Below are 24,102 nucleotides of genomic sequence, written 5' to 3'. Positions count from 1 at the left end.
TCCGTCCGACGCAGCGCGTCAGGTACGAGGGGTTCCATCCACCTCCAGACGGAGCTTCCCCAGAGCTGCGCGTTCGCTGCGCTTCCAGAGCGCGATCGCGAGCTGGTTCTCGTCGTCGGGCGAGAGCACGCCCCACGGCAGAGAGAAGCGGCGCTGCGGGCCGCGCTCGGGCCAGTAGCGGCCGAGCAGGAAGCCGTTCAGATAGAGGTTCGCCTTGCCGCGGCCCGGGTCGAAGGCGAGCGCGAGCGCGGTGTGCTTGGGGTCGATGCCCTCGAGCCGGAAGCGCGTCTCGTACAGCGCCACGCCTTCGGGCGCGCCCGCCCAGCCGTGCGGCAGCACGACCTCTTCGCCGTGCGCGCGCTCCACGCCGGCGAAGTCGACCACTGGAGTGAGTCCGCGCTCGCCGCGCACCAGGCCCCCGCGGGCACGCCAGCGCACGCGCGTGGCGCCCGTGTCGACCGAGACGATGCCGCGCGGGTTCGCGCCGTCGTCGGCGAACGCCTTGTTGTGACCCAGGCTCTCGACCAGCACCACGATCACGTTCTCGCCCGCCGGGTCGACCGGCGCGCCGCCGAGCGGAATGCGCCGCACGCGCGCGCCGTCGGCGCCCACGCCCAGCGAGTTCTTGAGCTGGTCGCCCGACGCCACGCGCCGGCCGTTGATCCACACCGCAAAGCAGTGGCGCGCGTCGAGCAGGAGCCGGTCGAGGGCGCCGAAGAAGCGGCCGCGGTACCAGGCGAAGCCCCAGTGCAGGCCGAGTGAGTCGAGGTCGATCTCGCCCGTCTCGACCGCGCGCTGCGGGAGCGCGGTCCAGGACGCGTCGTCGTAGCCGGGCGCGAGCTGCGGGCTCGCGTCGCAGAACTGCCACGACTCGAGCCGCGGCAGCATGGGCGGGATCGGCAGGGGCCGCGGCTTCGCCGGCGGCAGCTCGGGGCTCACCGCCACGAGCGCGTTCGTGCGCAGGTCGTAGACGCGGATCTGCGTCTCCCAGGGCGCGAGCTCGCTGCGCTCGGGCTCGGGCGCGGAGACACTCGCCGGCGCCTTCGTCGGATTGCGCAGGAACACGTAGCGCCGGCGCTCTCCGATCCGCGTCGCGACGTGCTGCTGGGATGGCGGGTGACTCGGGTCGAGATCGGTCCGGGCGAGGTCCGCCTCGTGCGTGGCGATGAAGTCGTTCAAGCGGCGCACGGCCTCGTAGCGCGCGTCGGTGGCGCCCGACTCGCCGATCGGCGCACCGTAGTCGTAGCTCGAGTACACGTCGGGGCTCGCGAGATAGCCCCAAGTGACTCCGCCCGCGAACACGTAGTAGTTCCAGAGGGTCGCGCGCGCCGCGAGCGCGGCCTTGGTGGCGCCGTCGATGCCGTCGGGGCCGAGCCGCTCGCGCACCCGGGCGTAGCCCGCGCTGCCCCAGCCGTCGTACCAGCCGGCCTGGAGCTCGGGGTAGAAGACGGGCTCGTTGCGGCGGCCGAGTGAGTCGAGCGCGGCCTCGTCGCCCGCGAATGCGTCGAAGGTGTGCGGGTCGTCGCGCCAGTCGCGCTCGAAGCTCGTGATCGGGTAGCGGTCGAGCGCGACCAGGTCGACGTCGAGCTGCCGGCCGCGCCGTGGATGCACGTCGTTGTGGAAGATCGGCACGGTCACGCCGAGCGCGCGCGCCTCGTGGTGGAGCTCGCGCATGTACGCGTTGTGCTGCCCGCCGTCGGAGCGCCCCGACTCGAAGAACAGCCGCCGCACCCAGCGCGCGCCCGCGACGCGCGTGAGCGTGCGCGCGCCGAACAGGCGGATGGCGAGGTCGGCGAGCGGCGACGAGAGCGCGCCCACGGGCGAGGGCACGCAGAACTCGTTCTCGATCTGGAACAGGAGCAGGTTCGCGCGGCCCGCGATGCGCGGCACGATCGCGCGGAACCAGCCGCGCGCCTGCTCGACGTAGGCGCGCGAGTAGACGAAGCCCTCCCGCGTGCGGCAGCGCGGCACGAGCGTCCGGTCCCGGAGCAGCCACGCCGGCAGGCCGCCGAAGTCGATCTCGGCGCACACGTACGGGCCGGGCCGCGCGATGAGATACAGACCAGCGCGCTCGATCAGGTCGTGCAGGTGGTCCACGTCGCGCAGGCCCGCGAAATCGAGCTCGCCGGGCCGCTCCTCGTGGTAGCTCCACGGGTAGTACACGTCGACCGCGTTCAGCCCGGCGTCCCTGAACTGCGCGATCCGGTCGCGCCACAGCGCCCGCGCGGGCAGGCGGAAGTAGTGCAGCGAGCCTGCGCGCACGATCACGCGCCGCCCGTCGACGCTCACGCTGTGGCGGTCGAGGGCGACGCGCAACCAGCTACTCGTTCGCCGCCAGCCAGCGCTCCGCGTCGAGGGCCGCCATGCAGCCGGTGCCCGCGGCGGTGACCGCCTGGCGATAGACGGGGTCCATCGCGTCGCCGCAGGCGAACACGCCCTCCACGTTGGTGCGCGTGCTGCCGGGCCGGGTCACGAGATAGCCCTGCGGGTTCAGGTCGAGCACGCCTCGGAAGAGGTCGGTGTTGGGCTTGTGACCGATCGCGACGAACAGCGCGCCGACCTGGAGCGTGCTGGTCTTGCCGTCGCGCACGTCGCGCAGCCGCACCGCCGTGAGCGCCTTCTCGTCGCCCAGCACCTCGGCGACCTCGGAGTGCCACACGAAGCGGATCTTGTCGTTGCGCTGCGCGCGGTCGGCCATGATCTTGCTCGCGCGCAGTGAGTCGCGGCGGTGGATCACGATCACCTCGGTCGCGAAGCGGGTCAGGAAGAGCGCCTCCTCCATGGCCGTGTCGCCGCCGCCCACCACCGCGATCGGCTTGCCGCGATAGAGCGCGCCGTCGCAGGTCGCGCAGGCCGACACGCCGCGGTTCACGTACTTCTCCTCCGACGGCAGGCCGATCCACTTCGCGCGCGCGCCGGTCGCCACCACCACCGCGTCGGCCTGGTAGCTCTGTGACTCGGTCTCGAGCGCGAACGGGCGCTTGCCGAAGTCGATCGCCGTGGCGTCCTCGAACAGCACCTTGGCGCCGAAGCGCTCGGCCTGCTTCTGGAACAGCTCGACCAGCTCGGGGCCGGACACTCCCTCGGGGAAGCCCGGGTAGTTCTCGACCTCGGTCGTGATCATGAGCTGCCCGCCGAAAGCGGCGCCCGCGATCACCACCGGCTCGAGCTCCGCGCGCGCGGCATAGATCGCGGCGGTGTAGCCCGCCGGGCCGCTGCCGATGATCGCCAGTCGAACGCGCGTGACGGGCTTCATGCGTCGAAGCGGATGTTGCGCACTTCGTACTCGCGGCGGCCCTTGGGCACGACCACCTGCACCTGGTCTTCGACCCGCTTGCCGATCAGCGCGCGCGCGACGGGGCTGGTGACCGACAGCAGCCCGCGCGAGACGTCGGCCTCGTCCTCGCCCACGATCCGGTAGGTGACCTCGTCGCCGGTGTCGAGGTCCTCGAGCACGACCGTCGTGCCGAAGCGGACCACGTCGGGCGCCGAGCCCCCCGTGTCGACGATCTCCGCGCGCGCCAGGCGGTCCTCGATCTGGCGGATGCGCGCCTCGATCATGCCCTGCTTCTCCTTGGCGGCCTCGTACTCCGCGTTCTCGGAGATGTCGCCGTGCTCGCGCGCGCGGCCGATCGCCTGGGAGATGGCGGGTCTCTCCACCGCCTTCAGGCGGCGCAGCTCCTCGGAGAGCTGCTCGTGACCCGCTCGGGTCATGTGAACTTTCTGACTCAGCGCGCGTCCTCCGCTGACGAGCCCTTCGCCAAGGTAGAGGTGCCCGAAATCGGCTGTCAACGCGCAGCGCGCGTTTCCGCGCTCCGCCTGGCGCTGCTAGACTGCGGCACCTCGTCGAGGAGATTCCACTGTGCCGACGCGCGTTTTTGGACTTCGAGCCGGGCTGGCGGTGGCGCTCTTGTGCGCGCTCGGGGCGGCCGGCTGCGGCGGCAAGAAGCAGGCGGCGCCGATCCCGAACGTGCCCGCCTTCCGCTTCGCCGGGGTGGATCTCGAGTTCGCGCTCGAGCGCATCGTGGGCGAGTCGGGCTGGGTGCTGTGCCTCGACCTGGCGGTGCCCAAGGACAAGACCCCCGACCTCTCGCTGATCCGGGTCGACATGGACCTGCCGGCGGGCACGCTCGACGAGACCCTGCGCCGGTTGCGCGACGCGTTCGGTCTGTACAGCTACTCGCTCGAGGACGGCGTCGTGTACGTGCGCAGCAACGAGCTCACGAAGGACAAGACCGCGCTCGACCAGCCGTTCATGAACGGCGGCAAGTTCCACGGTGAGCTGGCGGAGCTCATCCGCTTCATCATGGTCGAGCACCCGACCGCCTTCATCAATCTGCAACAGATCGCCGGTGGCTTCGCCGGGCCGCCGACCGAGTTCGAGATTCCCAAGGGCGCCTCGGTGAAGGACACGCTGGTCCTGTACTCGCGCGCCGCGAAAGCGGGCTGGCAGATCCGACGCTCCGCCGATTGGACGCGCGACGCGGCCGGCAAGCCCGCGATCATGGGCACCACGATCGAGCCGCGCCCGGCGCGCAAGACCAGCTCGCGCGTGCCGCTCGCGCACAACGTGCTCTCGGCCGTCTCCGCGCTGGCCGACGCGGCGCAGCGCATGAGCCTGCCCTTCGTGGTCTACGACCGCTCGGTGCTGCAGGACACGCGCGGCGCGCTGAACTTCGTGATCAACAAAGACCCGCAGTTTCCGGTCGAGAAGACGCTCTCGGCGCTGGGCAACTCGGGGTTCGGTCCCACCGAGTGGCACTTCCACTACGTGGAAGAGGACGGCGTGTGGGTGCTGCGCACGAGTCACTTCCTGTACTTCCTGCGTGGCCGTGATTTCCTGAGCGCGCCCCTCCTCGCGGGCGAGTTCGAGGGCTCGCTGCCGGAGCTGGCACGCTTCATCAACACGCATCAGAAGTCGCCCAACGGCGAGGTGCTGATGGGCGGCGAGATCGTAGACGGCCTGGCCAAGGGCAAGATCCGCGTCGAGCCGGGCGAGACCGTGCACCAGGCGCTGGTGGCGTTCGCCAAGGCCTCGGGCGTCTCGCCCTACGTGGTCGTGCTCGACATGCAGAACCCGTTCTCGGGCGCGATGCTCGACCGGCCCGGCGTGTGGCGCGGCGCGTACCTGCAGGACCTGCAGGAGTGGCACACCCAGCCCGGCGACGAGCGCGTGCTCGGCTTCCACGACTGAGCGCGCGCGCGAGTCACCCGAGTGACTCGCGGCGAACGGCTCAGGTCAGCCGCTCTTCCAGCACGCGGATGATGTAGCCGATGATCAACAGGTTCGGGAAGCGGCGTCGCATGTCTTCCATGTCGAGCCCCTTCTTCTCGCAGTCGTCCGCGAAGCGATCCGCGTAGGACGCGAAGAATTCGAGCATGTCCATGCTCACGTTCTTCGCGAGCATGGTGTTGATTTCTTTCACGTCGAAGTCATCGAACATCTCGGTGAACTCGATCGCGATCTCACGCCCGGTCATGGACGACCCCTCGTTTTCCGACGCTGCATGGCTCGAGGGCGCACCCCTCGCCGACGAACGCAGCCGATCTTGCCAGCGCCGCGAGTCTCGAGTCAACGCAAAGACTCGCGGTTGCGCACGCGGCTTCGCAGCAAGTCACCCGCTAGAGCGGCGGACTCTCTGGGCATTCGCTCTGCGCTTGCGTGCGCAGGTCAAATTTCGAGCCGGTGCTCGTCGTCGGGAATGTCGGCCGCTCGGAACAGCGTGTCGCGCACCATGACCGGCGCTCCGGCGCGCAGCGCCACGGCGATGGCGTCGCTGGGCCGCGCGTCGACGCGCAGGCTGCGGCCGCGCAGCTCGAGCTCGATCACCGCGTAGTAGGTGCCTTCGTGCAGCTCGGTCACGACCGTGCGCTTCACGTGGCCGTGGATCTGCTCGAGCACGCTCATGAGCAGGTCGTGCGAGTTGGGGCGCGGGCTCGGCTGGTGCTCGATCGCGCGCGCGATCGACTCGGCCTCGGACTCACCGACCCAGATGCCCAGGCTGCGCCCGCGCTCGCCTTTTTCGACCAGCTCGACCACCGGGCTCGAGGTCTCGGGATCCACGTGCACGCCGGCGACCTGGACGCTGGCCAGGTGCTCGTCCTCGGGGTCGTGGCGGCAGGCCCAGGAGCCCGCGAGCAGGCAGGTCAGAAGGGCAGTCGCGAGAGCGCGTCGGATCGGCACGGTGAGGTCCCTTCGCATGGCTCCCCCCGCAAGGCTCGAATCTACCATGCGGGGAACGGTAATCTCCGGGGATGGGCGAATCGCTCGGCCTCTCGGCGCTGGTCCTCGGCGCGATCACCCGCGACGTCGAGCCGGGCGGCGCTTCGTCGGCCGGCGGGGTGGTCCACTACGCGGGTCTGGCCTTCGCCGCCCTGGGCGCGAATGCGCGCATCGTGACGCGCTGCCGCCCCCAGGACGCGCCCGAGCTGCTCGGCGCCCTGCGCGCCGCCCGGGTCGAGACGCGCGCGCTGCCCAGCCGCGAGACCACGACCTACGCCAACGACTACAGCGGGAGCGAGGACCTGCACGAGCTGCTCGCGACCTCGGACCCGATCGCGCCCGCTGACTTGCCGCCGGACTGGCGCGCCGCCGACGCGATCCACCTGGGACCGCTGCACCGGCGCGACATCCTGCCGGAGACACTCTCGGTCTTGCGCGGCCACGTCGGCATCGACCTGCAGGGCCTGGCGCGCGAGCGCTCGCCGGCCGGCACGCGCCTGGCCCCCAACGCGGAGCTCAAGGACTATCTCGCGCACGTGTCCGTGGCGAAGGCCGCAGAGGAGGAGATCGCGGTGCTGCTCGAGGGCATGACGCTGCGCGCGTTCCAGCGCGAGTACGCGCTGCCCGAGCTGCTGGTCACGCGCGGGGCGCGCGGCGCGCTGCTCGTGACCCACGACGGGGTCGACGAGATCGCCGCGGTACCGGCGCCGCGCCGCTTCCCGACCGGCGCCGGCGACGTGTTCCTGGCGGCGTACCTGTTCGCGCGCGCCGCAGGGCGCAGCCCGCGCGCCGCGGGCCGGGTCGCCGCGCGCGCGAGCTCGGCGCAGATCGAGCACGGATACGTGCCGCCGGACTTCGCGCTCGACGGAGTCGGGCGGTGAGTCGCCTCGGGCTCGCGCTGGCGCTCGCGCTGTCACTTTGCGCGGGCTGCATCGTGAGCATGGGCTCGAGCAGCACGCCCACACACCCCGAAGAGCGCATCCCCGTGCCCGACAAGTTCAAGGCCGACCACGCGCCCGCGCTGGTGGAGTGCGAGGTCGAGGGCTGCAAGCGCGCGCCCGAGCTCGACCCGAACCTCTACTACTGCGCGAAGGACGGGCACTGGTTCCGCTATGCGCTGAACCGCTGGTATCTCGCGTTCGCCTGGGACGGCAACTGGTTCCCGACCACGAAGGGCGACCTGCCGCCGAGCCTGGTGGCGATCACGCCCGCGCCAGAAGAGGTCAAGAAGTCGCGCGAGGCGCGGCTCAAGGAGCTGGACCAGAAGCTCCAGAAGATCGACCAGGAGCAGTCGCGCGACGAGAAGCTGAAGGAGCTAGACCGCAAGCTCGAGGAGATCGACAAGCAGCAGGCGACGCAGGGCGGGCACTGACTCGACCAGCGCCTGCGGGCCGGCCTCGACCAGCTCCGCGCGCGTGCCGTAGCCCCAGCCGACCGCGATCGCGCCGATGCCGTTGGCGCGCGCGCCGGCGACGTCGTGGCGCCGATCGCCGACGTGCAGCGCCCGCGCGCGCGCCACGTCCGGGAGCGCCGCCAGCGCGTCGGCGATGACCTCCGACTTCTCGACCCGCCGGCCGTCGAGGAAGCTGCCCACCACGCACTCGAAGTGGCTGGCCAGGCCGAAGTGAGTCAGGATGCGCTCGGCGAACACCGTGGGCTTCGAGGTCGCGAGCGCGAGCCGCAGGCCCGCGGCGCGCAGCTCGGCCAGGAGCTCCGGGATCGCCGGGTAGAGCGCGTTCTCGTACAGGCCGCGCTCCGCGAAATACTCGCGGTAGTCCTCGACCGCCTGGCGCGCGTCGGCTTCGCTCATGGCGAAGTGAGTCCGGAAGGAGTGCTCGAGCGGCGGGCCGATGAACGCCTCCAGCGCGTCGGCGTGCGGCACCGGCCGGCCGCGCTTGCGCAGCGCGTGCTGGATCGAGCGGGTGATGCCCGCCTTGGGGTCGGTGAGCGTGCCGTCGAGATCGAACAGGACGGCGCGCGTCACCGCTCGCCGTCGCGCACCCAGCGCAGGCCGGGCAGCCCGTCGATGCTCTCGGCGTTGCGCGTGCGCTGGTACTGCTCGAGCCCTTCGGCGCCCTTCTTGGCGGCCCAGGCGCCCAGCGCCGTGCGCTCGCCCTGGTATTCGTAGAGCGGCACGCCGTAGCCGCACGACTCACTGGTGCGCTCGACCTCGACCCGGATCACCGAGCGCACCCCGGACTGGGCGGGGAAGAGGGCGCAGAGTGACTCGAAGCGCGGGTCGCCGGGCTCGACGGGCTCGGCGCGGCCGTGCAGGCGCACGATCTTCGGTGGCCCCGCGAACGCGCAGAACATCACCACGATGCGCCCGTTGTCGCGCAGGTGGGCGATGGTCTCGACGCCGCTGCCCACGAAGTCGAGATACGCCACGGTGCGCAGGTCGAGCACGCGCAGCGTGTCGAGGCCCTTGGGCGAGAGATTCACCCGCCCCTCCGAGCCCGAGGGCGCGGTCGCCACGAAGAACACGTGCTGCGCTGCGATGAAGCGGCGCATGTCGTCGGTGATGGTCTCGTACGCGTCCGCCATCAGCGCGCGGCCTCCGTGATCTCGATCATCTTCTCGAGCGCGCGCCGCGCTTCGGCCGCCACGCGTGACTGGCCGCCCGCGTCGAGTCTCTCGCGCGCGCCGGTCACCTCGTCGACCACGTCGCCCGGCAGCACGCGGTTCAGGTCGGGCGCCTTGCCCTTGGCGAGCAGGTCGAGCAGGGCCACCAGGTGCGGCGGGTCGTTGCGCGACATGGTGGCGCAGCCGCAGCCGGCCGCGGCGTCGCCCGGCACGTCGGCCAGGTGGACGACCTCGATCCCACGCGGCGCCGCCTGCTCGCGCAGGTTTCTCACGAAGTGACCCTCGGTGCCGATCGCAAAGCGCGTAGCGCGCGGGGCGTCGAGCACGAGCTTCCAGAGCTGACTCGTCGAGCCGTGCGCGTCGGCCGCCGCCACCACCTCGCGCGGGGACTCCGGGTGCACGGCCACGCGGTAGCCACGCGCCTTCCAGTACGCCACGTGACTCGGCTTGAAGATGGTGTGCACGCCACAGAACGAGCCCCAGAGCACGAGCTCGGCCGAGTCGAGCTTGCGCAGCTCGGCCTCCGACAAGTCACCGCCCTCGTGCCCGCCCGGGATGAGCTGGATCTTCTCGGGCGGAAGCCCGATCTCGGCAGCGACGTTCCGGCCCAGGTGCTGGTCGGGCACGAAGAAGATCTTCTTCTTCTGCGCGAGCGCCCAGCGCATGATCGCGCCCGCGTTCGAGCTGGTGCAGACCGCCCCGCCCGTGCGCCCCGCGAGCGCCTTCACGCGCCCCGACGTGTTCATGTAGGCGATGACCAGGAGTGAGTCGCCCCAGCGCCGCTCGAGCTTCGCGAACGCGGGCGCGATCATGAACTCCTTGGCCATCATCTCCATGGTGCAGCCGGACTTCGGGTTCGTGATCCAGACCTGTTGCTCGCGCGAGGCGAGCAGCGCGATCGCCTCGGCCATGAAGTGCACCGCCGACTCGACGAAGATGCGCTTGTCGGGGTGCAGCACCGCCTCGCGCGCGAGCTGGTAGGAGTCGGCGATCAGTCCACCGTAGCGCTCCACGAGCTTCACCACCTCGCCGCCCATGTAGTAGTGCGCGAGCAGCACGAGCTCGGGGCCGAGCTGCTTCTGCGCCGGCAGGATGTAGCGGTCCATCCAGGGCAGCACGGTGCCGGGCAGCCGGTCCGGCAGCGCGAGATACTCCTCGGCGTAGGGCTTGAACTCGGGCTGGTACCAGTCGAGCGGGAGATCGGTCTGGCAGATCGGGATGTCCGGCTCGAGCACGATGCCGCGGGGGGACGACATGGCGGGAACCTAGCACCCGCCGCGCCCTGATTCAGATGGGCCCAGGGCGAGTGAGGTGGTCCACGTCGAACACCGCCCGCTCGCCCGGCGGCGCCGAGCGCACCGGGCAGGCCGGCATGGCGCAGCCCGCGCAGTGGACGGGCCGGCAGGGATCGATGTGCACCACCAGATCCTCGTCGCCTTCGATCGAATGCCCGAGCACCTGCTCCAGCCCGTCCTCGACCCGATGCGCCTCGTCCATGGTGAAGTAGCGCGGCACCACCAGGTGCAGGTCGACGTGACGGCGCGTGCCGCCCGCGCGCGAGCGCAGCTGGTGGATGTCACACCACTCCGGCCGCCGCGCGCCCTCGAGCACCTTGGCGAGTCTCTCGAGCTGCCCGAAGTCCGCCTCGTCGAGCAGACCCGTGAGTGACCCGCGCACCACGCGCGCGCCCGCCCAGGCCAGGTTCGCCGCCACGACCAGCGCCACGACCGGGTCGATCAGAGCCACGCCGCTGACCTGCACGGCGACCAGCGCGGCGATGCTCGCCGCCGTCGTGACCGTGTCCGAGAGCACGTGCACGCCGTCGGCCCGCAGCGCCTCGGAGCGCTCGCGCCGCGCGACCCACAGCAGATACGCCCCCAGCACCAGGTTCGCGACTCCGGCCGCCGCCGAGATCGCCATGCCGAGCCCCAGGTGCCCGAGCTCCGTCCCCACGACCAGCCGCCGCACCGCCTCGACCGCGATGAAGAGCGCCGCCCCCGCCACGAGCGCCCCCTCGACCGCCGCCGACAGCGGCTCGGCCTTGCCGTGGCCGTAGGGGTGGTCGGCGTCCGGCGGCCGGCGCGAGACCGCCACGCTGAAGGTCATGACCGACGCGGCGATCACGTTCACGCTCGACTCCGCCGCATCGGCCAGGAGCGCCATGGAGCCCGTGTAGAGATAGGCCGCCAGCTTCGCGGCCAGGATCACCACGCTCGCCACGAGCGAGATCAGCCCCGCCTGCACGGCCGGGCTGCGCTGGCCCCGATTCGCACCCAGGTGGCTCACGCCGAGACCTTAGCGCTATGCTGCGGCGCCTCGTCGGGGCGTAGCGCAGCTTGGTAGCGCGCTTGGTTCGGGACCAAGAGGTCGGCGGTTCAAATCCGCCCGCCCCGACCATGAGACTCTTGTTCCCCTTTTCGTAACGGACAGCACGGCAGCCCGCTTCCAGATACTTCGGGAAGCGCCGGTAGCGCTTGATTCTCTCGCCTGTGGAGGCGCATTCTCCCGCAAGGGCTCACGAGTCTCTGGGAGAGCCGCCATGCCATCTCGGATCGGTCTGTTGCCGGCAGCCGTGATCCTGCTCGTCGCGGTCTGCCCGTCCCTTGCGCAGGCGGCTCCCGCCACGGCGACCTGCCAGGGTCTCCAGGAAACCGGAACCGAGTTCGCCACCTGCTCGGCACATGACCCGGTCGACGACGGTCACGGCAACGAGGTGGTCGGCACCGGAGAGGCGACGGCCGATCTCGTGACCGGAGTGCTGAAGTCTCACAGCATCGCGCAGGCCTACTCGTCCGGAACGATCGATGTGAACGCGGGCGCTAGCGCGATCGCCAACATCTCCGACACGATCACCGTCGGAGGCGGCTACAGCGGGATCGTCGAGCTCCGCATGGACGTCTCCGGCGCGTTCCTGCTCAATGATCCCGTTGGATTCCAGTCCTTCCCCCAGCTGGCCGCGTTCCTGACTACCTACACCCAGACCCAGGAGAACACCGCGTCCGTCTTCGTCGAGGAGTACAGCGGCGGCGGCGGTCTCTTCCTCGACAATCCCCGGATCGTGGGCGCCGCGACCTATTCGGCCGACATCGACGACCTCGAGAACGTGCACGTCGTGCTCACGTCGAGCTTCCTCGTCACCCCGTCGACACCCACTTTCAGCTTCGACGCGCGGCTCGGGACCTCGAGCGCGATCAGCCACAACAACCAGGGCGATCACACGCACGTCTCCGAGGTGAACTTCGGTGACACTGCGCACCTCTCGCTGCTGCTGCCCGAAGGCGTGCCCTGGACGTCTGGATCCGGTGTGTTCCTCGCGCCGGAGCCCGTCGAGGGGGCGCTGTTGGCCGTCGGCTTGCTCTGCTTGAGCGCGGCGAGACGAAAGCTGACCTAGCGCAACGGCCGGCGCGGCAGGAGCACGGGCAGGCCGAGTTCGAGAAGAACTGAGTCCGATCCGCGGGCCGTGACGCAAGCTCACTTGCGCTTGGGCTTGCGGGATACGTATGGGACAATCCCCGCGTGGCTCGCCGGTGGCTCACGCTCGCGGTGTCTGCGGTGTTGGTATCGAGTATCGGTGCCTCGGCGCGGGCTGCGTCGCTGACGATCCAGTTCTCGGGGATGGTGACCGACTACAGCCCGTCCGTTCAGCTCGACGACTCCGTGTTCGTCGGTGCCAGCGTGCACGGCTCGATCGTGCTCGACACGAGCGCGCCGGTGGAGCAAATCACCGACCTCGGAGACGGGGCGACCGTGACCTCCTATCTGCTCGCGTCTCCTCCGGCAGGGTTCGTACTCGACGTCGGCAACTTCCACTTCACGGCCCAGCAGGACTTCTCGGCCGAGGTGTGGGACGAAGTGACTTCGGGGTCCCAGGACAACGTGTATTTCGATGCTCTGAGCTCCGGCATGGACCTCTCCTTCACGGGTGACCCGGGGACGCTGCACTCGTCGCATCTCACGGCGGTGCCGTTCGAGCTGTCCCATTGGTCGATCGTACAAGCCGGCGTCTTGTTCGAGCACGGCACGGGTCTTCTAGCCACGATCGACGCGATCGAGGTCACTCCCGAGCCTGGCGCGCTGGCCTGGCTTCCCTTCTGTCTCGCAGCCGTGTTGCTCGGTCACTCGCGCAGCGGGCCCAGGTTCATCACCACGCGCTCCGAGACGAGCTTTCCCGCCGCGTCGAAGCGGTAGAACGACACGAAGGGCAGCTCGACCTCGCGGCCGGTGGGCGGGAAGCCGCCGAACTCCGCGGCGTGCTTGCCGGTGAGTCGCCCCTCGATCACGACTTCGGCGTCGGTGAAGTGCTCGGCGTCGATCTCGGCGCGCAGGCCGGCGAAGGCTCCGGGCGCGGCGGTCATGCCGATGTAGCTGTGACCCGCGCGGATGCTGACCGGGTCGGGAAACACCTGGCGGTTGTAGAGCATGACTGCCTCGGGCGCGAAGGTGCCGAGGATGCCATCGGCGTCGTGCGCGTTCTCGGCGGCGAAGTGTGCGCGCACCAGGTCACTGCGTCGTTGGCGTTCGGTCGGGTCGATCGGCATGAGTCACTCCTCTCCTGGCGGCTTCGATCGCCCCCCGGGCGATGTCGCGCAGCAGTCCCGAATCCATTCCGGCGCGCCCGAGCACGCGGATCGAGACGGTCGCTGCGAACAGAAGGGCGACGAGCGGCTCGAGCTCGAGCGCCGCGCCGGCGTCGGCCGCCGCCTCGCGCAGCCGCGCGCGCAGGAGCGCGGGCATCGACTCGAGCGCGCGCGCGAGCTCGGCTCGGGTCTTCCCCGAGAGCGCGTGCGCTTCGGGGACCGCGTTCAGGATCACGCAGCCGCGGCGCTCCGGGTCCTCGACCGTGAGGCGCACGACCGTCTCGAGCACGTGCTCGAGCGCTCCGAGCCCGCGCCGCTCCGTGGCGAGCGCGGCCGCCAAGTCCGCGACATAGCGGCGCACGGCGGCCCGGAACATGTCCTCCTTGCTGCCGTAGGCCGCGTACAGGCTGCCGCGCAGGAGACCCGTGGCGTCGGCGATCTCCTCGATCGAGGCGCGCGCGTACCCGCGCGCCCAGAACACCCCCAGGAGGGCGGCGTCGACCGCGGCGGGATCGAACTGTCGGGGGCGGACCATGTGCGGGAGCTTATCGTGTTATTGAACGTATAGTCAATAACTGGCCCTGAGGCGGATCGCCCCGTGATCCCATTCCCCAGCCGCAGCATATGGATGCACGCCCCCGGTGCGCGCCCGGCTCGCTTGACCCGGCTCGGCGACCCAAGTAAACAGCCGGAGCATTCCCCACGCGGCGAGAGCATTGGGGCACGTCGCGGCTCGAGGTTTTGGGGATACCTCGGAGAGGGTTCGATGGGGCAGCGCAAGGCAGTTCTCTTGTTCGCGGCGCTCTCGCTCGCACTCGCTGGCAACGCTTCCGCGCAGGACCTGGCACGCGGCAAGGAGTTGTTCTCGATGTGCAGTCACTGCCACGGCGCGCAGGCGCAGGGCGACGCGGCGGCGCTCGCGCCGTCGATCGCCGGCCTCGACGCCTGGTACATCGAGACGCAGATCGGGAAGTTCCGCGACAACGAGCGCGCGGCTCACTTCGACGACATCGCCGGCATGCGGATGCGCGGCATGGCGAAGTGGCTGAAGACGCCGGAAGACATCAAGTCGGTCGCGGCCTACATCGCCACGCTGCCCAAGGTGAAGGATTTCACGCTCACGGGCGGTGACCCGGCCAAGGGCGCCGCGCTCTACGCGCCGTGCAGCGGCTGTCACGGGCTGAACGGCGAGGGCATGCAGGCCGTCGGCGCGCCGCCGCTCGCGCACACCAGTGACTGGTACCTGCACACGCAGCTCAAGAACTACCAGGCGGGGGTCCGCGGCAGCGACCCGCGCGACATCGGCGGCTCGGCGATGCGGCCGATGGCCATGATCCTGAGCGACGAGCAGTCGCTCAAGGACCTGCTGGCGCACGTCGCCACGTTGAAGGGCGTCGCTCCCGGCGCCGGTTCGGAGTAAGTCGATGGCCGATGACAAGCACGAAGAGACTGCCGAAGGGCTCGCCCGCGAGATCTTCCTGATCTCGATGGCGGGCATCGCGGCCTGGATCGCCGCGTCGTTCTTCTTCGTGATCATGGCGGGGTGAGTCGAGATGTTCAGCAAGAACCTGATCGAGTACTTCGTCCCACAAGTCTCGAGCTACGCACACGACATCGACTACATCTTCGACGTCGTGTTCTGGATCGTGATCGCCTTCTGGTTCGTGCTGGCCGAGGGCGTGTTCCTGTGGCTGATCCTGAGCTGGCGCAAGAAGCCCGGCGTGAAGGCGCAGTACATCACGGGCGAGCTGAAGCACGAGAAGCGTTGGATCACCTGGCCGCACTACGTGATCATGGTTTGCGACGTCTTCATCGTCGCGATCGCGATCAACGTCTGGTACAAGGTCAAGCAGGACGTTCCGCCCGCGGACCAGACCGTGCGCATCGTGGCGCAGCAGTGGGCCTGGAGCTTCGTGGACCCCGGCCCCGACGGTAAGCTCGACACCGCCGACGACATCAAGACCGTCGACGAGCTGCACCTGGTCGTGAACAAGACCTACGAGTACAAGCTCGAGGCGCGCGACGTGCTGCACAGTCTGTCGATCCCCGTGTTCCGGCTGAAGCAGGACGCGATCCCCGGGCGCATCGTGACCGGCTGGTTCAGGCCGATGAAGACGGGCACGTACGAGATCCAGTGCGCGGAGATCTGCGGCTTCGGCCACGGGCTCATGCCCGCGCGCGTGATCATCGAGACACCCGAACAACACACGGCGTGGCTGTCGGGGTACGGCACGACCACCGCGTCGGCCGCGGGAGAGTAGGGCCATGGTCACTCAGCAGGCAGAGCACCACGACGAGCACGCGCACCATCCTGAGCAGTCGTTCGTCTCGAAGTATCTGCTCTCGACCGACCACAAGATCATCTGCTTCCAGTACATGTTCACCGGCATGGCGATGGGCATGATCGGCGCCTTCTTCGCCTACGTGTTCCGCATGCAGATGGCCTTCCCCGGCACGCACGTGCCGGGCTGGGGGCTCGTGACTCCCGCCGACTACAACATGCTGATCACGAACCACGGCGCGATCATGATCTTCTGGGTCGCGATGCCGGTGCTGATCGCGGCCTTCGGGAACTACCTCATCCCGCTCATGATCGGCGCGGACGACATGGTGTTCCCGCGCATCAACCGGCTCTCGTACCAGATCTTCCTGTTGTCCTCGATCGTGCTGGTGGTGTCGTTCTTCGTGCCGGGCGGTGGCTTCGCCGGCGCCTGGACCATGTATCCGCCGCTCTCGGCCAAGGCGCAGTACTCACTCACCGGCGACGGCTCGACGGTGTTCGTGCTGGCGGTGGCACTCGAGTTCGTGGCGTTCCTCCTGGGCGGCATCAACTTCGTGACCACCGCGATGAACTCACGCGCCCCGGGGATGAAGTTCCACGACATCCCGATCGTGGTGTGGATGATCGTGATCGCGAGCATCCTGTTCATGGCGTCGGTCGGTCCGCTGATCGCCGGCGCGATCATGCTCCTGTTCGATCAGCGCCTCGGCACCGCGTTCTTCGACCCCAACCGCGGCGGCGACCCGATCCTCTGGCAGCACCTGTTCTGGTTCTTCGGTCACCCCGAGGTGTACGTGGTGCTGCTGCCGGCGGTGGGAATCACGGCCGAGATCATCACCACCATGTCGCGCAAGAAGCTGTTCGCGTACAAGACCGTGCTGCACACGGCCATCTTCACGGGCGTGCTGTCGTTCACGGTCTGGGCGCACCACCAGTTCGTCGCGGGCATCGACCCGCGCATGGCGAACATCTTCACGGTCACGACGCTGATCATCTCGATCCCGATCGCCGAGATGATGTTCGTCTACATCGCCACGCTGTACGGCGGCTCGATCACGCTCAACACCCCCATGCTCTGGGCGCTGGGCTTCATCGGCTCGTTCTTGATCGGCGGAGTCACCGGCATCTTCCTGGGCTCGAGCGGCGCCGACATCTACCTGCACGACACCTACTTCGTGCTCGCGCACTTCCACTACACGTTCTTCCCGATCGCGATCATCGGGACGTACGCCGGACTGACTTTCTGGTTCCCGAAGATGTTCGGGAAGATGATGAACGACACGCTGGGCCGGCTGCACTTCTGGCTCACCTTCGTGCCGTTCAACTGCATCTTCATCCCGCTGTTCTTCACGGGCCTGATGGGCGATCACCGGCGCATCTTCGACTACACGAACTTCACGGAGCTCTCGACGCCGACGCTGCAGCATCTGCGCTCGTTCGCGACGATCTCGCTTCTGGTCATGCTCTCGGCGCAGCTGATCTTCATCTACAACTTCGTGACCAGCCTCCTGTGGGGTCCGAAGGCCGAGCAGAACCCGTGGCGCTCGAACACGCTCGAGTGGACCGCCGCCTCGCCGCCGCCGCACGGCAACTGGCCCACGCTGCCCACCGTGTACCGCGGCCCGTACGAGTACAGTCACCCCGACCGCGCCGAAGACTACTGGCCGCAGAACGCGCCGAGCTGACGAGGAGAAGCCACGCATGTCCGCAACCGCAGCAGGCCGACCGATCGCCACGACGCGCAGCGCCGCCGGGATGCCGACCGGCCGGCTGGCCGTGTGGTGGGTGATCGCGTCGGAGATCGTGATCTTCGGCGGGCTCCTCGGCAGCTACATCATGTTCCGCCTGTCGCACGACGCATTCGCGCAGCAGGCCGCGCACACGAACACGCTGGTCGGCACGATCAACACCTTCGTGCTGCTCACGTCGAGCCTCGCCGCCGTGCTCGGTCACAAGTACGCCGAGGAGGGCAACGGCCCGAAGGCGGCGCGCCAGCTGTACCTGACGGCACTGGGCGGGCTGATCTTCGCGGGGATCAAGTTCCTGTACGAGTGGCCCACCGAGATCCACCACGGCTTCACGATCTCGTCGAGCCCGTTCTGGGCGTTCTACTACACGGCGTGCGGCATTCACGCGGCGCACGTGATCGCGGGCGTAACCATCATGCTGTTCATCGCGCCGGCGGCGCGCAAGGGCCAGGAGCTGCAGCGCGTGGAGCTGATCGGGATCTACTGGCACTTCGTCGACGTGGTCTGGATCTTCCTCTTCCCGCTGCTCTACATCGCGAAGTGAGACAGGAAAGCCAATGACTTCACCCGCACACGACTCACACGATCACGGGCACGGCACCGGCGAGCACACGCACCACCCCAACTACTGGCAGATCTGGGCGATCCTGTGCGTGCTCCTGTGCATCAGCGTGGCGGGCCCGTTCCTGGGCATCAAGATCGTCACGCTGATCACGGCCTTCGGGATCGCACTGGTGAAGGCCTATCTCGTCGCGAAGAACTTCATGCACATCAACCTCGCGGCGAAGTATGTGACTTACTTCATCGTGACCGCGCTCGTGTTCATGTTCCTGTTCTTCGCCGGCACCGCGCCCGACGTGATGAAGCCGCAGGGCCGGAACTGGACCAAGCCCGCCTGGCTCGACGGCTCGATCCACGCCACCATGATGGGTGCCGAGCACGGTGAGGAGCACGGCGAACCGGCCGAGCCCGCCGCCGAGCACGAGGAGCACTGAGGAGGTCTTCTGCTGGCCGCGCAAACCCCCCGGCGCGTGATCGAGCTCCGACCCAGGGGCCGCGCGGAGCTCGTCCCGAGCGCGGTTCTGGCCATGCTGATCTTCGTGTTCACCGAGGTGATGCTGTTCTCGGGCTTCATCTCGGCCTTCACGATCATGCGCGGCTCGGCCGTGCTGTGGCCGCCGCCCGGGCAGCCGCGCCTGCCGATCGAGCAGACCGCGTTCAACACCTCCCTGCTGGTCGCGAGCGGCGTGGTGCTGTACTTCGTTCGCCGGCGCTACACGGTGGAGCTCGGGAAGCTGCGCTACGGGCTCGCCGCGGCGATCGTCCTGGGCGGCAGCTTCGTGCTGCTGCAGGGCCGCGAGTGGGCCCAGATGCTCCGCCAGGGGCTGACGCTGCGCTCGAGCAACCTGGGCAGCTTCTTCTACCTGATCGTCGGCGCGCACGCGCTGCACGCGGTCGTGGCGCTCGGGATCCTGATCTACGCCTGGGTGCGGCTGGGGCGGCGCTCGGTGCCGCGCAACACTCTGGCTGCGGCCGAGATCTTCTGGTACTTCGTGGTCGGGATCTGGCCGATCCTCTACTGGCGGGTCTACCTGTCGTGAAGCTTCTGCTGGCCGCCGTGCTCGTGCTCGCTGCCTCGTCGCTGCCCGCGACGGCGCTGGCGTGTGACTCGTGCATCGCCGCCTCGAGCTCGGCCGTGCAGTGGGCGTTCATCACCGCCTCGATCTTCCTCAGCGTGACGCCGCTGGTCGTCGTGGGCGGGTTCGTGTGGTGGCTCGTGCGCCGCGCGCGTCGCATGGCCGCGGAGGAAGCGACCGGCGTGATCCACCTGCCGACCAGCCCCGCGCGGGCCAGCCGCCAGCCGTAGCGATCGGGCCGTGCGCGCGCTCGCCCTCCTCGCCGCACTGGGGCTCGTGGTGTGCGCGGCTGCCGGCTGCCGGCGCAACGTGTACGTGGGTCACGGCACCGTCGAGTCGGTCGACCGCGAGCAGCATCAGGCCGTGATCGCGCACGAGGCGATTCCCGGCCTGATGGATGCGATGACCATGAGCTTCGACGTGCCCGACCCCGCGGTGCTCGAGCGCCTGGCGCCGGGCCGGCGCATCGAGTTCGACCTCGAGGTGAGTGAGCGCAGCTTCCGCATCGTGGGCGCGCGCGCCGAGGGTGCGTCCGGAGCGGTGCGCGCGCCGAGTGTCTCGTCGATGGTGAACGAGCGCGACCCCGCGCCCGCGTTCTCGCTGATCGACCAGGCCGGCCAGCCCGTGACCCTGGCCTCGCTGCGGGGCACGACGCTGCTGCTCGACTTCGTGTACACGCACTGCATGGGCCCGTGTCCGATCCTCACCGCCAAGCACGTCGAGCTGCAGCGCGCGCTCCCGCCCGAGACCCGCGCGCACACGCGCTTCGTGTCGATCACGCTCGATCCCGCGAACGACACACCCGCGGCGCTCACGCGCTACGCGCAGGACCGGGGCGCGGATCTCTCGGACTGGTCGTTCCTCACCGGGCCGGAGGCCGACGTGGCCGACGTGGTGCGCCGCTTCGGAGTGGGCACGCTGCGCACGCCCGACGGCGCGATCGACCACGTGGTCGCGACCTTCGTGGTGGACCGCGACGGCCGGATCGCGAAGCGCTTCCTCGGGCTCGAGCACTCCGTCGACGAGCTGCGCGCGGCGCTGGTCGAGGTGGCGGGCGCATCGTGAGCTCGTTCCAGCCCGGCCGCGGTCCCACGGTGCTCACGCTGTGCGCGGTGGCCGCGTTCTGCGCGCTCGGCTTCTGGCAGATCAGCCGCCTGCACTGGCGCGAGCGCGACCTGGCCGAGAAGGCGGCGCGCACCCTGCTCGAGCCGGTGCCGCTCGCCGAGGCCAGCCGCGACCCGCGGGCGAGCGCGTTCCGCCGCGTGATCGCACGCGGCCGCTTCGAGCTTGCCGACTCGATGATCGTGCCCGCCGAGCGCGGGCAGGAGCTGGGCGGCCGCGTGCTCACGCCGCTGCGCGAAGAGGGCGCGGCCGACGACACCCCGCGCGTGCTCGTCGACCGCGGCTGGATCCCGGAGGCGTCGTTCCAGCAGTTCCTGCCGCCCGACCCCGGCAGTCCGCAGGCGCTGGGCGAGCCCGTCGAGGTGCACGGCCTGGCGCTCGAGCTCGCCACGCGCGACGCACAGCCCGGCCCGCGCACCGACCGCAAGACCTACCAGGCGCGCTTCAACCCGGACCGCCCGGGGGTGATCGCCAAGATCGCCGCGCAGATCCCGTACCCGCTGGCGCCGGTCATGGTGCAATCCGCGGAGCCCGAGCCCGGTGGCCTGCCGATCGGCGAGGCCGCCAAGCCCGCGAGCCCGGTCGACCACCGCGCCTATGCCATCACCTGGTTCGCGGTCGCGGCGCTGTGTCTGGCGGCCTACGTCGAGTACGGGTTCAGGCGCGCGCGCGAGCAGGCCGAAGCCGCCTCGCGCGCGCGCGCACGTTCCGCCGCTCAGTGACTCGGCGCGAAGTCCGTGAAGCCCGTGACCGACGCCAGGCGTCCGTCCGCAGACACCACGCAGAAGTCCGTGCCGCCGAAATGCAGCGGCGCGTCGGCGGTGCCGCCGGCCTCCCAGCGGAAGCGCAGCACGTCGTGGTGTGACTCGACCTCGCTGGCCAGCCGGAAGCGGTAGGCGTCCGGGAACTGGCCGTGGACGGCGGCGATCATGGCGGACAAGCCCTCGTGGCCCTGGCCGCTGCGGTGCGAGTCCAGGTAGCTCGCGGCCTCGGTGTAGGTCTTCGCGATCAGGTCGGCGCGGCGCCGCGCGTCGCGCTCGTTCCAGGCGGCGAGATAGCGTTCGACGAGAGAGGTGGGGTTGCTCATGACTCGTTCTCCTTCCGGCGGCGACCGACGGGTCGCCAGCTCGGGCAGACGAATACGACGAGCGCAGCAGCGCGTCGATTACGCGCCAGGTAATCGCAGGGAGTGACTCAGCGCGGTGAGTCGGGGCTCGCCGGCGGCGGCGCCGTGCCGCTGCGCGGTCCCCCGCCCGCGGGATCGAGCTTGACCTTCATCTTCGGCCAGGACGAGGCCTTCTTCGTGGGCTCGCGGCGCATGAGCGTGCGGCACATGCCCTGCTCCAGCTGGCCGGTCGCGGCGATCGCGCCGGGCAGCGAGAGCGTGCGGCCGATCGGCAGCTTGGGCGCGCCCAGCACCAGCGCCTGGCGCACCTCCCACGGCTCGAGGTCGGGGCGCGTGCCGGTCACGAGCACCGCCGAGCCCGCGGCCAGACCCACCGCGGCCGCGGAGCCAGTCACTACCGCGACGCGCTTGTCGGGAATGGTCGAGCCGTCGTTCCACGGGTTCGAGACCGCGCCTTCGATCGAGATCTTCTCGCCGCGCGGCTCGGGCAGCACGAGGTCGGCCTCGGTCCCCGGGCTCGCCGCCGTCTCGGCCACCACGGTTCCGCGCAGCGGCCGCAAGAGGACGCTCGGCAGCTCCTGTCCGGTCCACGGGTCGTAGACCACGCCGGTGTCTCCGCCGTGCGTGCGCAGCCAGGACTCGCGCCAGTGCGCGGGGTAGGCGCCGACCGAGCCCGGCTCGTCGCCGGGGCCGCACACCGCCACCGCGCAGTTGTCCTCGGCGTAGAGCAAGGCGTCGTGCAGGATCCAGTTCGCCTGCGCGCCCGGCCAGGCGCAGGTGAGCACGCGCGCGCGTTCGCCCACGGCGTACACCACGCCGGCCGCGCGCGACCAGACCGAGATCGGGCGCAGCGGGCGCACGGTCGAGTCACCGTTGCGCATGCGCGGGTCGTCGCCGGTCTTCAGCGTGAGCGAGGTGCGCAGGTTCTCCTGCACGTCGACCGCGACGATCTGCGCGCGCGGGGCGACACCGATGCGTGTACCCGTGGCGCCGGAGCCCGCGGCGATCGATGCCACGGTCGTGCCGTGGCCCCAGTCGTGGCGCGTGCGATCGTCGGCGCCGGCCCAGTCCGAAACGTTGCCGGCGATGCCCAGCGCGAGCCGGGTCTCTGCGCCGCGCGAGATCGCCATGTGCGCGAGGTTCGCGCCGAAGCGGTCGCCGGGCACGCCGTTGCCGTCGAGGTCCTCGCCGCCGCGCTCGTTGGGCTTGTCGAGCAGGTTGGGCCGCAGCGCGGCGTGGTCGATGTCGACGCCGGTGTCGATCACCGCGATGCGCACGCCCTCGCCCTGCTCCTCGTTCCAGACCTGCGGCGCGCCGATCGCCGAGAGGTCGGGCGTGGCCTGGGTCGGCATGACGCGCTTCGCCGCACCCAGCCGCACCTGCTTCTGGTACGCGTCGGCGTCGGGGTCGACCACGCGAGTCACCGCCGCGAACGGCGTCGGGAAGCTCGGCGTGGCCGCCACGCGCAGGAAGGTCGCGTCCTCGGGCAGGTAGCTCTCGGGCCACACGGCCGGATCGGTGCGGATCCAGCTCACCGCCTGGTAGAAGTTCACGCCGGTCGGCAAGTCGATCACCACCCACAGCCCCAGCCCGACCGCATCGCGCGTGCCGGTCTGGTCGAAGGGGAACGCGGGCATGACCTGCGCGCCGAGCGCCGCGAGCTTCGCGTCGAAGCCGCGCAGCCCGAGTGACTTGCGCGCCGTGCCATCTTTGAACGGCTCGTCGAGCTCACGCAGCTTGAACAGCACCACGCCGCCCGCGTACGGGTCGGCCACGGGCAGGGTCTGGGAGTCGGTGAAGGTGACCTGGGCGTGCGCCACGGCCTCACCCGACTTGCACACCACTTCGACCGGCGCCGGCACCGCCGGCGCGGGCACGACCAGCGCGTCGCCCTCGCCGTAGAGTGTCTCGCCGTCGGCGGTGGTGCACGCGACCGGCGTCGTGAGCGTGGTGGCCACGTGCAGGCGTCCCTTGTCGCCCATGCGCACCGCGCTGTTCAGCGGGTCGATGCGCAGCTTGTCGGCGTCGGCCGTGGCGGCGACGGGCTTCCACAAGGGCGCCAGCTCCGCCTTCTGGCCCAGACCGGTGGCACACGACGCCAGACACACCCCGAGCGCGAGAATTCCCCTTCTCATCCCGAGATTTTCGGGCAGACCCGCACCTTGCTTAAGCGCGAATCAAGTCTTAGCCGTGAACGGCCGCGGGCGGCCGCGGCCTACGGCCTTCGCTCGGCTGCGCCTCGCTGCGCGCTCCGCTTGCCGGAACGCAGGCGAACTCTTGCGCCAGAGACACGATCACGAGCCGACGCAAGCGAAGCCCGCAGCGAGGCGCAGCCGAGCGGAGGGCGGCAGGCGGGCTTCGCCCGCCGCTACCCGCCTCTAATCGACGAACGCTCGGAGCACTCGCGCTCGCGACGGATGGCGCAGCTTGCGCAGCGCCTTCGCCTCGATCTGGCGGATGCGTTCGCGGGTGACCGCGAAGTCCTGGCCGACCTCCTCCAGCGTGTGGTTGGAGCGCTCGCCGATGCCGAAGCGCATCTTGAGCACCTTCTCCTCGCGCGGAGTCAGCGTCGACAGCACCTTGCGCGTGTGCGCCGCGAGGTTGCGCTGGATCACCTCGTCGGTGATCGACGGGCGCTTCTTGTCCTCGAGGAAGTCGCCCAGATGTGAGTCCTCGTCCTCGCCGATCGGCGTCTCGAGCGAGATGGGCTCCTTCGCGATCTTGAGCACCATCTGCACCTTCTCGAGCGGCATCTCCATCTCTTCGGCGATCTCTTCCGGCATGGGCTCGCGGCCGAGCTTCTGC

The 24,102-nt window shown here is 69.9% G+C and carries 29 protein-coding genes and 1 tRNA gene; 16 read left to right on the top strand and 14 right to left on the bottom strand.

Annotated elements, in window-relative coordinates:
* Positions 1 to 18: 18 nt before the first annotated feature.
* The 3 genes from VMR86_20765 to greA are packed head-to-tail and all read right to left on the bottom strand — an operon-like array spanning position 19 to position 3,732.
* The gene (locus VMR86_20765; protein ID HTO09495.1) at positions 19 to 2,316 is read right to left on the bottom strand and encodes a beta-galactosidase; all 2,298 of its coding nucleotides are present in this window, start codon (positions 2,314 to 2,316) and stop codon (positions 19 to 21) included.
* Positions 2,317 to 2,320: 4 nt separating this feature from the next.
* Positions 2,321 to 3,256 (bottom strand): thioredoxin-disulfide reductase, encoded by a 936-nt coding sequence (gene trxB / locus VMR86_20760; protein HTO09494.1) that lies wholly within the window; start codon positions 3,254 to 3,256, stop codon positions 2,321 to 2,323.
* A complete protein-coding gene (gene greA, locus VMR86_20755) occupies positions 3,253 to 3,732 on the bottom strand; it encodes a transcription elongation factor GreA (GenBank protein HTO09493.1) in 480 nt (159 codons plus the stop codon). Before greA ends, trxB begins: the two co-directional genes overlap by 4 nt.
* 130 nt (positions 3,733 to 3,862) lie before the next feature.
* On the opposite strand from greA, the gene VMR86_20750 reads away from it, so the two are divergent.
* Positions 3,863 to 5,194 carry a hypothetical protein gene (locus VMR86_20750; GenBank protein HTO09492.1) on the top strand — a complete coding sequence of 444 codons (1,332 nt, stop codon included), beginning with the start codon at positions 3,863 to 3,865 and terminating at the stop codon, positions 5,192 to 5,194.
* Positions 5,195 to 5,234: 40 nt separating this feature from the next.
* On the opposite strand, the gene VMR86_20745 is transcribed toward VMR86_20750, so the two are convergent.
* Both VMR86_20745 and VMR86_20740 read right to left on the bottom strand, forming a co-directional pair.
* Positions 5,235 to 5,480, bottom strand: a complete 246-nt coding sequence (locus VMR86_20745) for a hypothetical protein (GenBank protein ID HTO09491.1) — start codon at positions 5,478 to 5,480, stop codon at positions 5,235 to 5,237.
* 191 nt (positions 5,481 to 5,671) lie between these two features.
* A complete protein-coding gene (locus tag VMR86_20740) occupies positions 5,672 to 6,184 on the bottom strand; it encodes a bifunctional nuclease family protein (GenBank protein ID HTO09490.1) in 513 nt (170 codons plus the stop codon).
* Positions 6,185 to 6,255: 71 nt separating this feature from the next.
* On the opposite strand from VMR86_20740, the gene VMR86_20735 reads away from it, so the two are divergent.
* Together VMR86_20735 and VMR86_20730 are read left to right on the top strand one after the other, a co-directional pair.
* Entirely contained in the window at positions 6,256 to 7,104 is an 849-nt protein-coding gene (locus VMR86_20735) for a PfkB family carbohydrate kinase (protein HTO09489.1), read from the top strand.
* Positions 7,101 to 7,595 (top strand): hypothetical protein, encoded by a 495-nt coding sequence (locus tag VMR86_20730; protein HTO09488.1) that lies wholly within the window; start codon positions 7,101 to 7,103, stop codon positions 7,593 to 7,595. Before VMR86_20735 ends, VMR86_20730 begins: the two co-directional genes overlap by 4 nt.
* On the opposite strand, the gene VMR86_20725 is transcribed toward VMR86_20730, so the two are convergent.
* The 4 genes from VMR86_20725 to VMR86_20710 are packed head-to-tail and all read right to left on the bottom strand — an operon-like array spanning position 7,539 to position 11,092.
* A complete protein-coding gene (locus tag VMR86_20725) occupies positions 7,539 to 8,207 on the bottom strand; it encodes an HAD family hydrolase (protein ID HTO09487.1) in 669 nt (222 codons plus the stop codon). The genes VMR86_20730 and VMR86_20725 overlap by 57 nt on opposite strands.
* Positions 8,204 to 8,767, bottom strand: coding sequence for a pyridoxamine 5'-phosphate oxidase family protein (locus VMR86_20720; GenBank protein ID HTO09486.1), 564 nt, complete (start codon positions 8,765 to 8,767; stop codon positions 8,204 to 8,206). Before VMR86_20720 ends, VMR86_20725 begins: the two co-directional genes overlap by 4 nt.
* On the bottom strand, positions 8,767 to 10,062 hold the full coding sequence (nadA, locus tag VMR86_20715) for a quinolinate synthase NadA (protein ID HTO09485.1): 1,296 nt from the start codon (positions 10,060 to 10,062) through the stop codon (positions 8,767 to 8,769). Before nadA ends, VMR86_20720 begins: the two co-directional genes overlap by 1 nt.
* 31 nt (positions 10,063 to 10,093) lie before the next feature.
* Positions 10,094 to 11,092, bottom strand: coding sequence for a cation diffusion facilitator family transporter (locus tag VMR86_20710; GenBank protein HTO09484.1), 999 nt, complete (start codon positions 11,090 to 11,092; stop codon positions 10,094 to 10,096).
* Between the two features lie 34 nt (positions 11,093 to 11,126).
* On the opposite strand from VMR86_20710, the gene VMR86_20705 reads away from it, so the two are divergent.
* From VMR86_20705 to VMR86_20695, 3 genes are all read left to right on the top strand, one after another.
* Positions 11,127 to 11,203 (top strand) — tRNA-Pro (locus tag VMR86_20705).
* Between the two features lie 175 nt (positions 11,204 to 11,378).
* On the top strand, positions 11,379 to 12,197 hold the full coding sequence (locus VMR86_20700; GenBank protein ID HTO09483.1) for a hypothetical protein: 819 nt from the start codon (positions 11,379 to 11,381) through the stop codon (positions 12,195 to 12,197).
* Positions 12,198 to 12,322: 125 nt separating this feature from the next.
* On the top strand, positions 12,323 to 12,994 hold the full coding sequence (locus VMR86_20695; protein ID HTO09482.1) for a hypothetical protein: 672 nt from the start codon (positions 12,323 to 12,325) through the stop codon (positions 12,992 to 12,994).
* On the opposite strand, the gene VMR86_20690 is transcribed toward VMR86_20695, so the two are convergent.
* Positions 12,922 to 13,344 carry a nuclear transport factor 2 family protein gene (locus VMR86_20690; protein HTO09481.1) on the bottom strand — a complete coding sequence of 141 codons (423 nt, stop codon included), beginning with the start codon at positions 13,342 to 13,344 and terminating at the stop codon, positions 12,922 to 12,924. The genes VMR86_20695 and VMR86_20690 overlap by 73 nt on opposite strands.
* Complete coding sequence (locus tag VMR86_20685; protein HTO09480.1) at positions 13,307 to 13,918, bottom strand: helix-turn-helix domain-containing protein; 612 nt, start codon at positions 13,916 to 13,918, stop codon at positions 13,307 to 13,309. The genes VMR86_20690 and VMR86_20685 overlap by 38 nt, the downstream gene beginning before the upstream one ends.
* A gap of 231 nt (positions 13,919 to 14,149) precedes the next feature.
* Here VMR86_20685 and VMR86_20680 point away from each other — a divergent pair, with 231 nt between their 5' ends.
* The 10 genes from VMR86_20680 to VMR86_20635 are packed head-to-tail and all read left to right on the top strand — an operon-like array spanning position 14,150 to position 20,893.
* The gene (locus VMR86_20680) at positions 14,150 to 14,803 is read left to right on the top strand and encodes a c-type cytochrome (GenBank protein HTO09479.1); all 654 of its coding nucleotides are present in this window, start codon (positions 14,150 to 14,152) and stop codon (positions 14,801 to 14,803) included.
* Between the two features lie 4 nt (positions 14,804 to 14,807).
* The gene (locus tag VMR86_20675; protein HTO09478.1) at positions 14,808 to 14,930 is read left to right on the top strand and encodes a hypothetical protein; all 123 of its coding nucleotides are present in this window, start codon (positions 14,808 to 14,810) and stop codon (positions 14,928 to 14,930) included.
* A 6-nt stretch (positions 14,931 to 14,936) separates the two neighbouring features.
* Positions 14,937 to 15,644: a cytochrome C oxidase subunit II gene (locus tag VMR86_20670; GenBank protein HTO09477.1), complete on the top strand. Its 708-nt coding sequence runs from the start codon at positions 14,937 to 14,939 to the stop codon at positions 15,642 to 15,644.
* A gap of 4 nt (positions 15,645 to 15,648) precedes the next feature.
* Positions 15,649 to 17,349, top strand: a complete 1,701-nt coding sequence (locus VMR86_20665) for a cbb3-type cytochrome c oxidase subunit I (protein ID HTO09476.1) — start codon at positions 15,649 to 15,651, stop codon at positions 17,347 to 17,349.
* Positions 17,350 to 17,365: 16 nt separating this feature from the next.
* A complete protein-coding gene (locus tag VMR86_20660; protein ID HTO09475.1) occupies positions 17,366 to 17,956 on the top strand; it encodes a cytochrome c oxidase subunit 3 in 591 nt (196 codons plus the stop codon).
* 13 nt (positions 17,957 to 17,969) lie between these two features.
* Positions 17,970 to 18,407 carry a cytochrome C oxidase subunit IV family protein gene (locus tag VMR86_20655; GenBank protein HTO09474.1) on the top strand — a complete coding sequence of 146 codons (438 nt, stop codon included), beginning with the start codon at positions 17,970 to 17,972 and terminating at the stop codon, positions 18,405 to 18,407.
* A gap of 36 nt (positions 18,408 to 18,443) precedes the next feature.
* The gene (locus tag VMR86_20650; GenBank protein HTO09473.1) at positions 18,444 to 19,013 is read left to right on the top strand and encodes a cytochrome c oxidase subunit 3; all 570 of its coding nucleotides are present in this window, start codon (positions 18,444 to 18,446) and stop codon (positions 19,011 to 19,013) included.
* Positions 19,010 to 19,279 carry a hypothetical protein gene (locus VMR86_20645; GenBank protein HTO09472.1) on the top strand — a complete coding sequence of 90 codons (270 nt, stop codon included), beginning with the start codon at positions 19,010 to 19,012 and terminating at the stop codon, positions 19,277 to 19,279. Before VMR86_20650 ends, VMR86_20645 begins: the two co-directional genes overlap by 4 nt.
* A 10-nt stretch (positions 19,280 to 19,289) precedes the next feature.
* Positions 19,290 to 20,114: an SCO family protein gene (locus tag VMR86_20640; GenBank protein HTO09471.1), complete on the top strand. Its 825-nt coding sequence runs from the start codon at positions 19,290 to 19,292 to the stop codon at positions 20,112 to 20,114.
* Positions 20,111 to 20,893, top strand: coding sequence for an SURF1 family protein (locus tag VMR86_20635; GenBank protein HTO09470.1), 783 nt, complete (start codon positions 20,111 to 20,113; stop codon positions 20,891 to 20,893). Before VMR86_20640 ends, VMR86_20635 begins: the two co-directional genes overlap by 4 nt.
* Here VMR86_20635 and VMR86_20630 read toward each other — a convergent pair.
* The 3 genes from VMR86_20630 to VMR86_20620 all read right to left on the bottom strand — a co-directional run.
* Positions 20,887 to 21,258 (bottom strand): nuclear transport factor 2 family protein, encoded by a 372-nt coding sequence (locus VMR86_20630; GenBank protein ID HTO09469.1) that lies wholly within the window; start codon positions 21,256 to 21,258, stop codon positions 20,887 to 20,889. The two genes, VMR86_20635 and VMR86_20630, sit on opposite strands and share 7 nt — an antisense overlap.
* A 107-nt stretch (positions 21,259 to 21,365) precedes the next feature.
* Entirely contained in the window at positions 21,366 to 23,432 is a 2,067-nt protein-coding gene (locus tag VMR86_20625) for a S8 family serine peptidase (protein ID HTO09468.1), read from the bottom strand.
* A gap of 243 nt (positions 23,433 to 23,675) precedes the next feature.
* A partial coding sequence (locus tag VMR86_20620; GenBank protein ID HTO09467.1) for a sigma-70 domain-containing protein occupies positions 23,676 to 24,102 on the bottom strand: 427 nt, incomplete at its 5' end.

Source organism: Myxococcota bacterium (genome assembly GCA_035498015.1).
In the GTDB taxonomy this organism is placed as follows: domain Bacteria; phylum Myxococcota_A; class UBA9160; order SZUA-336; family SZUA-336; genus VGRW01.
The sequence above is the reverse complement of the archived record's forward strand: the minus strand, read 5'-3'. Positions and strand labels throughout refer to the sequence as shown.

Bases quoted from the DNA above. Each gene is read 5' to 3' on its own strand.
- trxB (HTO09494.1), bottom strand. From the start codon at position 3,256: ATGAAGCCCGTCACGCGCGTTCGACTGGCGATCATCGGCAGCGGCCCG.
- VMR86_20745 (HTO09491.1), bottom strand. From the start codon at position 5,480: ATGACCGGGCGTGAGATCGCGATCGAGTTCACCGAGATGTTCGATGAC.
- VMR86_20735 (HTO09489.1), top strand. From the start codon at position 6,256: ATGGGCGAATCGCTCGGCCTCTCGGCGCTGGTCCTCGGCGCGATCACC.
- VMR86_20720 (HTO09486.1), bottom strand. From the start codon at position 8,767: ATGGCGGACGCGTACGAGACCATCACCGACGACATGCGCCGCTTCATC.
- nadA (HTO09485.1), bottom strand. From the start codon at position 10,062: ATGTCGTCCCCCCGCGGCATCGTGCTCGAGCCGGACATCCCGATCTGC.
- VMR86_20690 (HTO09481.1), bottom strand. From the start codon at position 13,344: ATGCCGATCGACCCGACCGAACGCCAACGACGCAGTGACCTGGTGCGC.
- VMR86_20685 (HTO09480.1), bottom strand. From the start codon at position 13,918: ATGGTCCGCCCCCGACAGTTCGATCCCGCCGCGGTCGACGCCGCCCTC.
- VMR86_20680 (HTO09479.1), top strand. From the start codon at position 14,150: ATGGGGCAGCGCAAGGCAGTTCTCTTGTTCGCGGCGCTCTCGCTCGCA.
- VMR86_20675 (HTO09478.1), top strand. From the start codon at position 14,808: ATGGCCGATGACAAGCACGAAGAGACTGCCGAAGGGCTCGCCCGCGAG.
- VMR86_20670 (HTO09477.1), top strand. From the start codon at position 14,937: ATGTTCAGCAAGAACCTGATCGAGTACTTCGTCCCACAAGTCTCGAGC.
- VMR86_20665 (HTO09476.1), top strand. From the start codon at position 15,649: ATGGTCACTCAGCAGGCAGAGCACCACGACGAGCACGCGCACCATCCT.
- VMR86_20660 (HTO09475.1), top strand. From the start codon at position 17,366: ATGTCCGCAACCGCAGCAGGCCGACCGATCGCCACGACGCGCAGCGCC.
- VMR86_20655 (HTO09474.1), top strand. From the start codon at position 17,970: ATGACTTCACCCGCACACGACTCACACGATCACGGGCACGGCACCGGC.
- VMR86_20630 (HTO09469.1), bottom strand. From the start codon at position 21,258: ATGAGCAACCCCACCTCTCTCGTCGAACGCTATCTCGCCGCCTGGAAC.
- VMR86_20625 (HTO09468.1), bottom strand. From the start codon at position 23,432: ATGAGAAGGGGAATTCTCGCGCTCGGGGTGTGTCTGGCGTCGTGTGCC.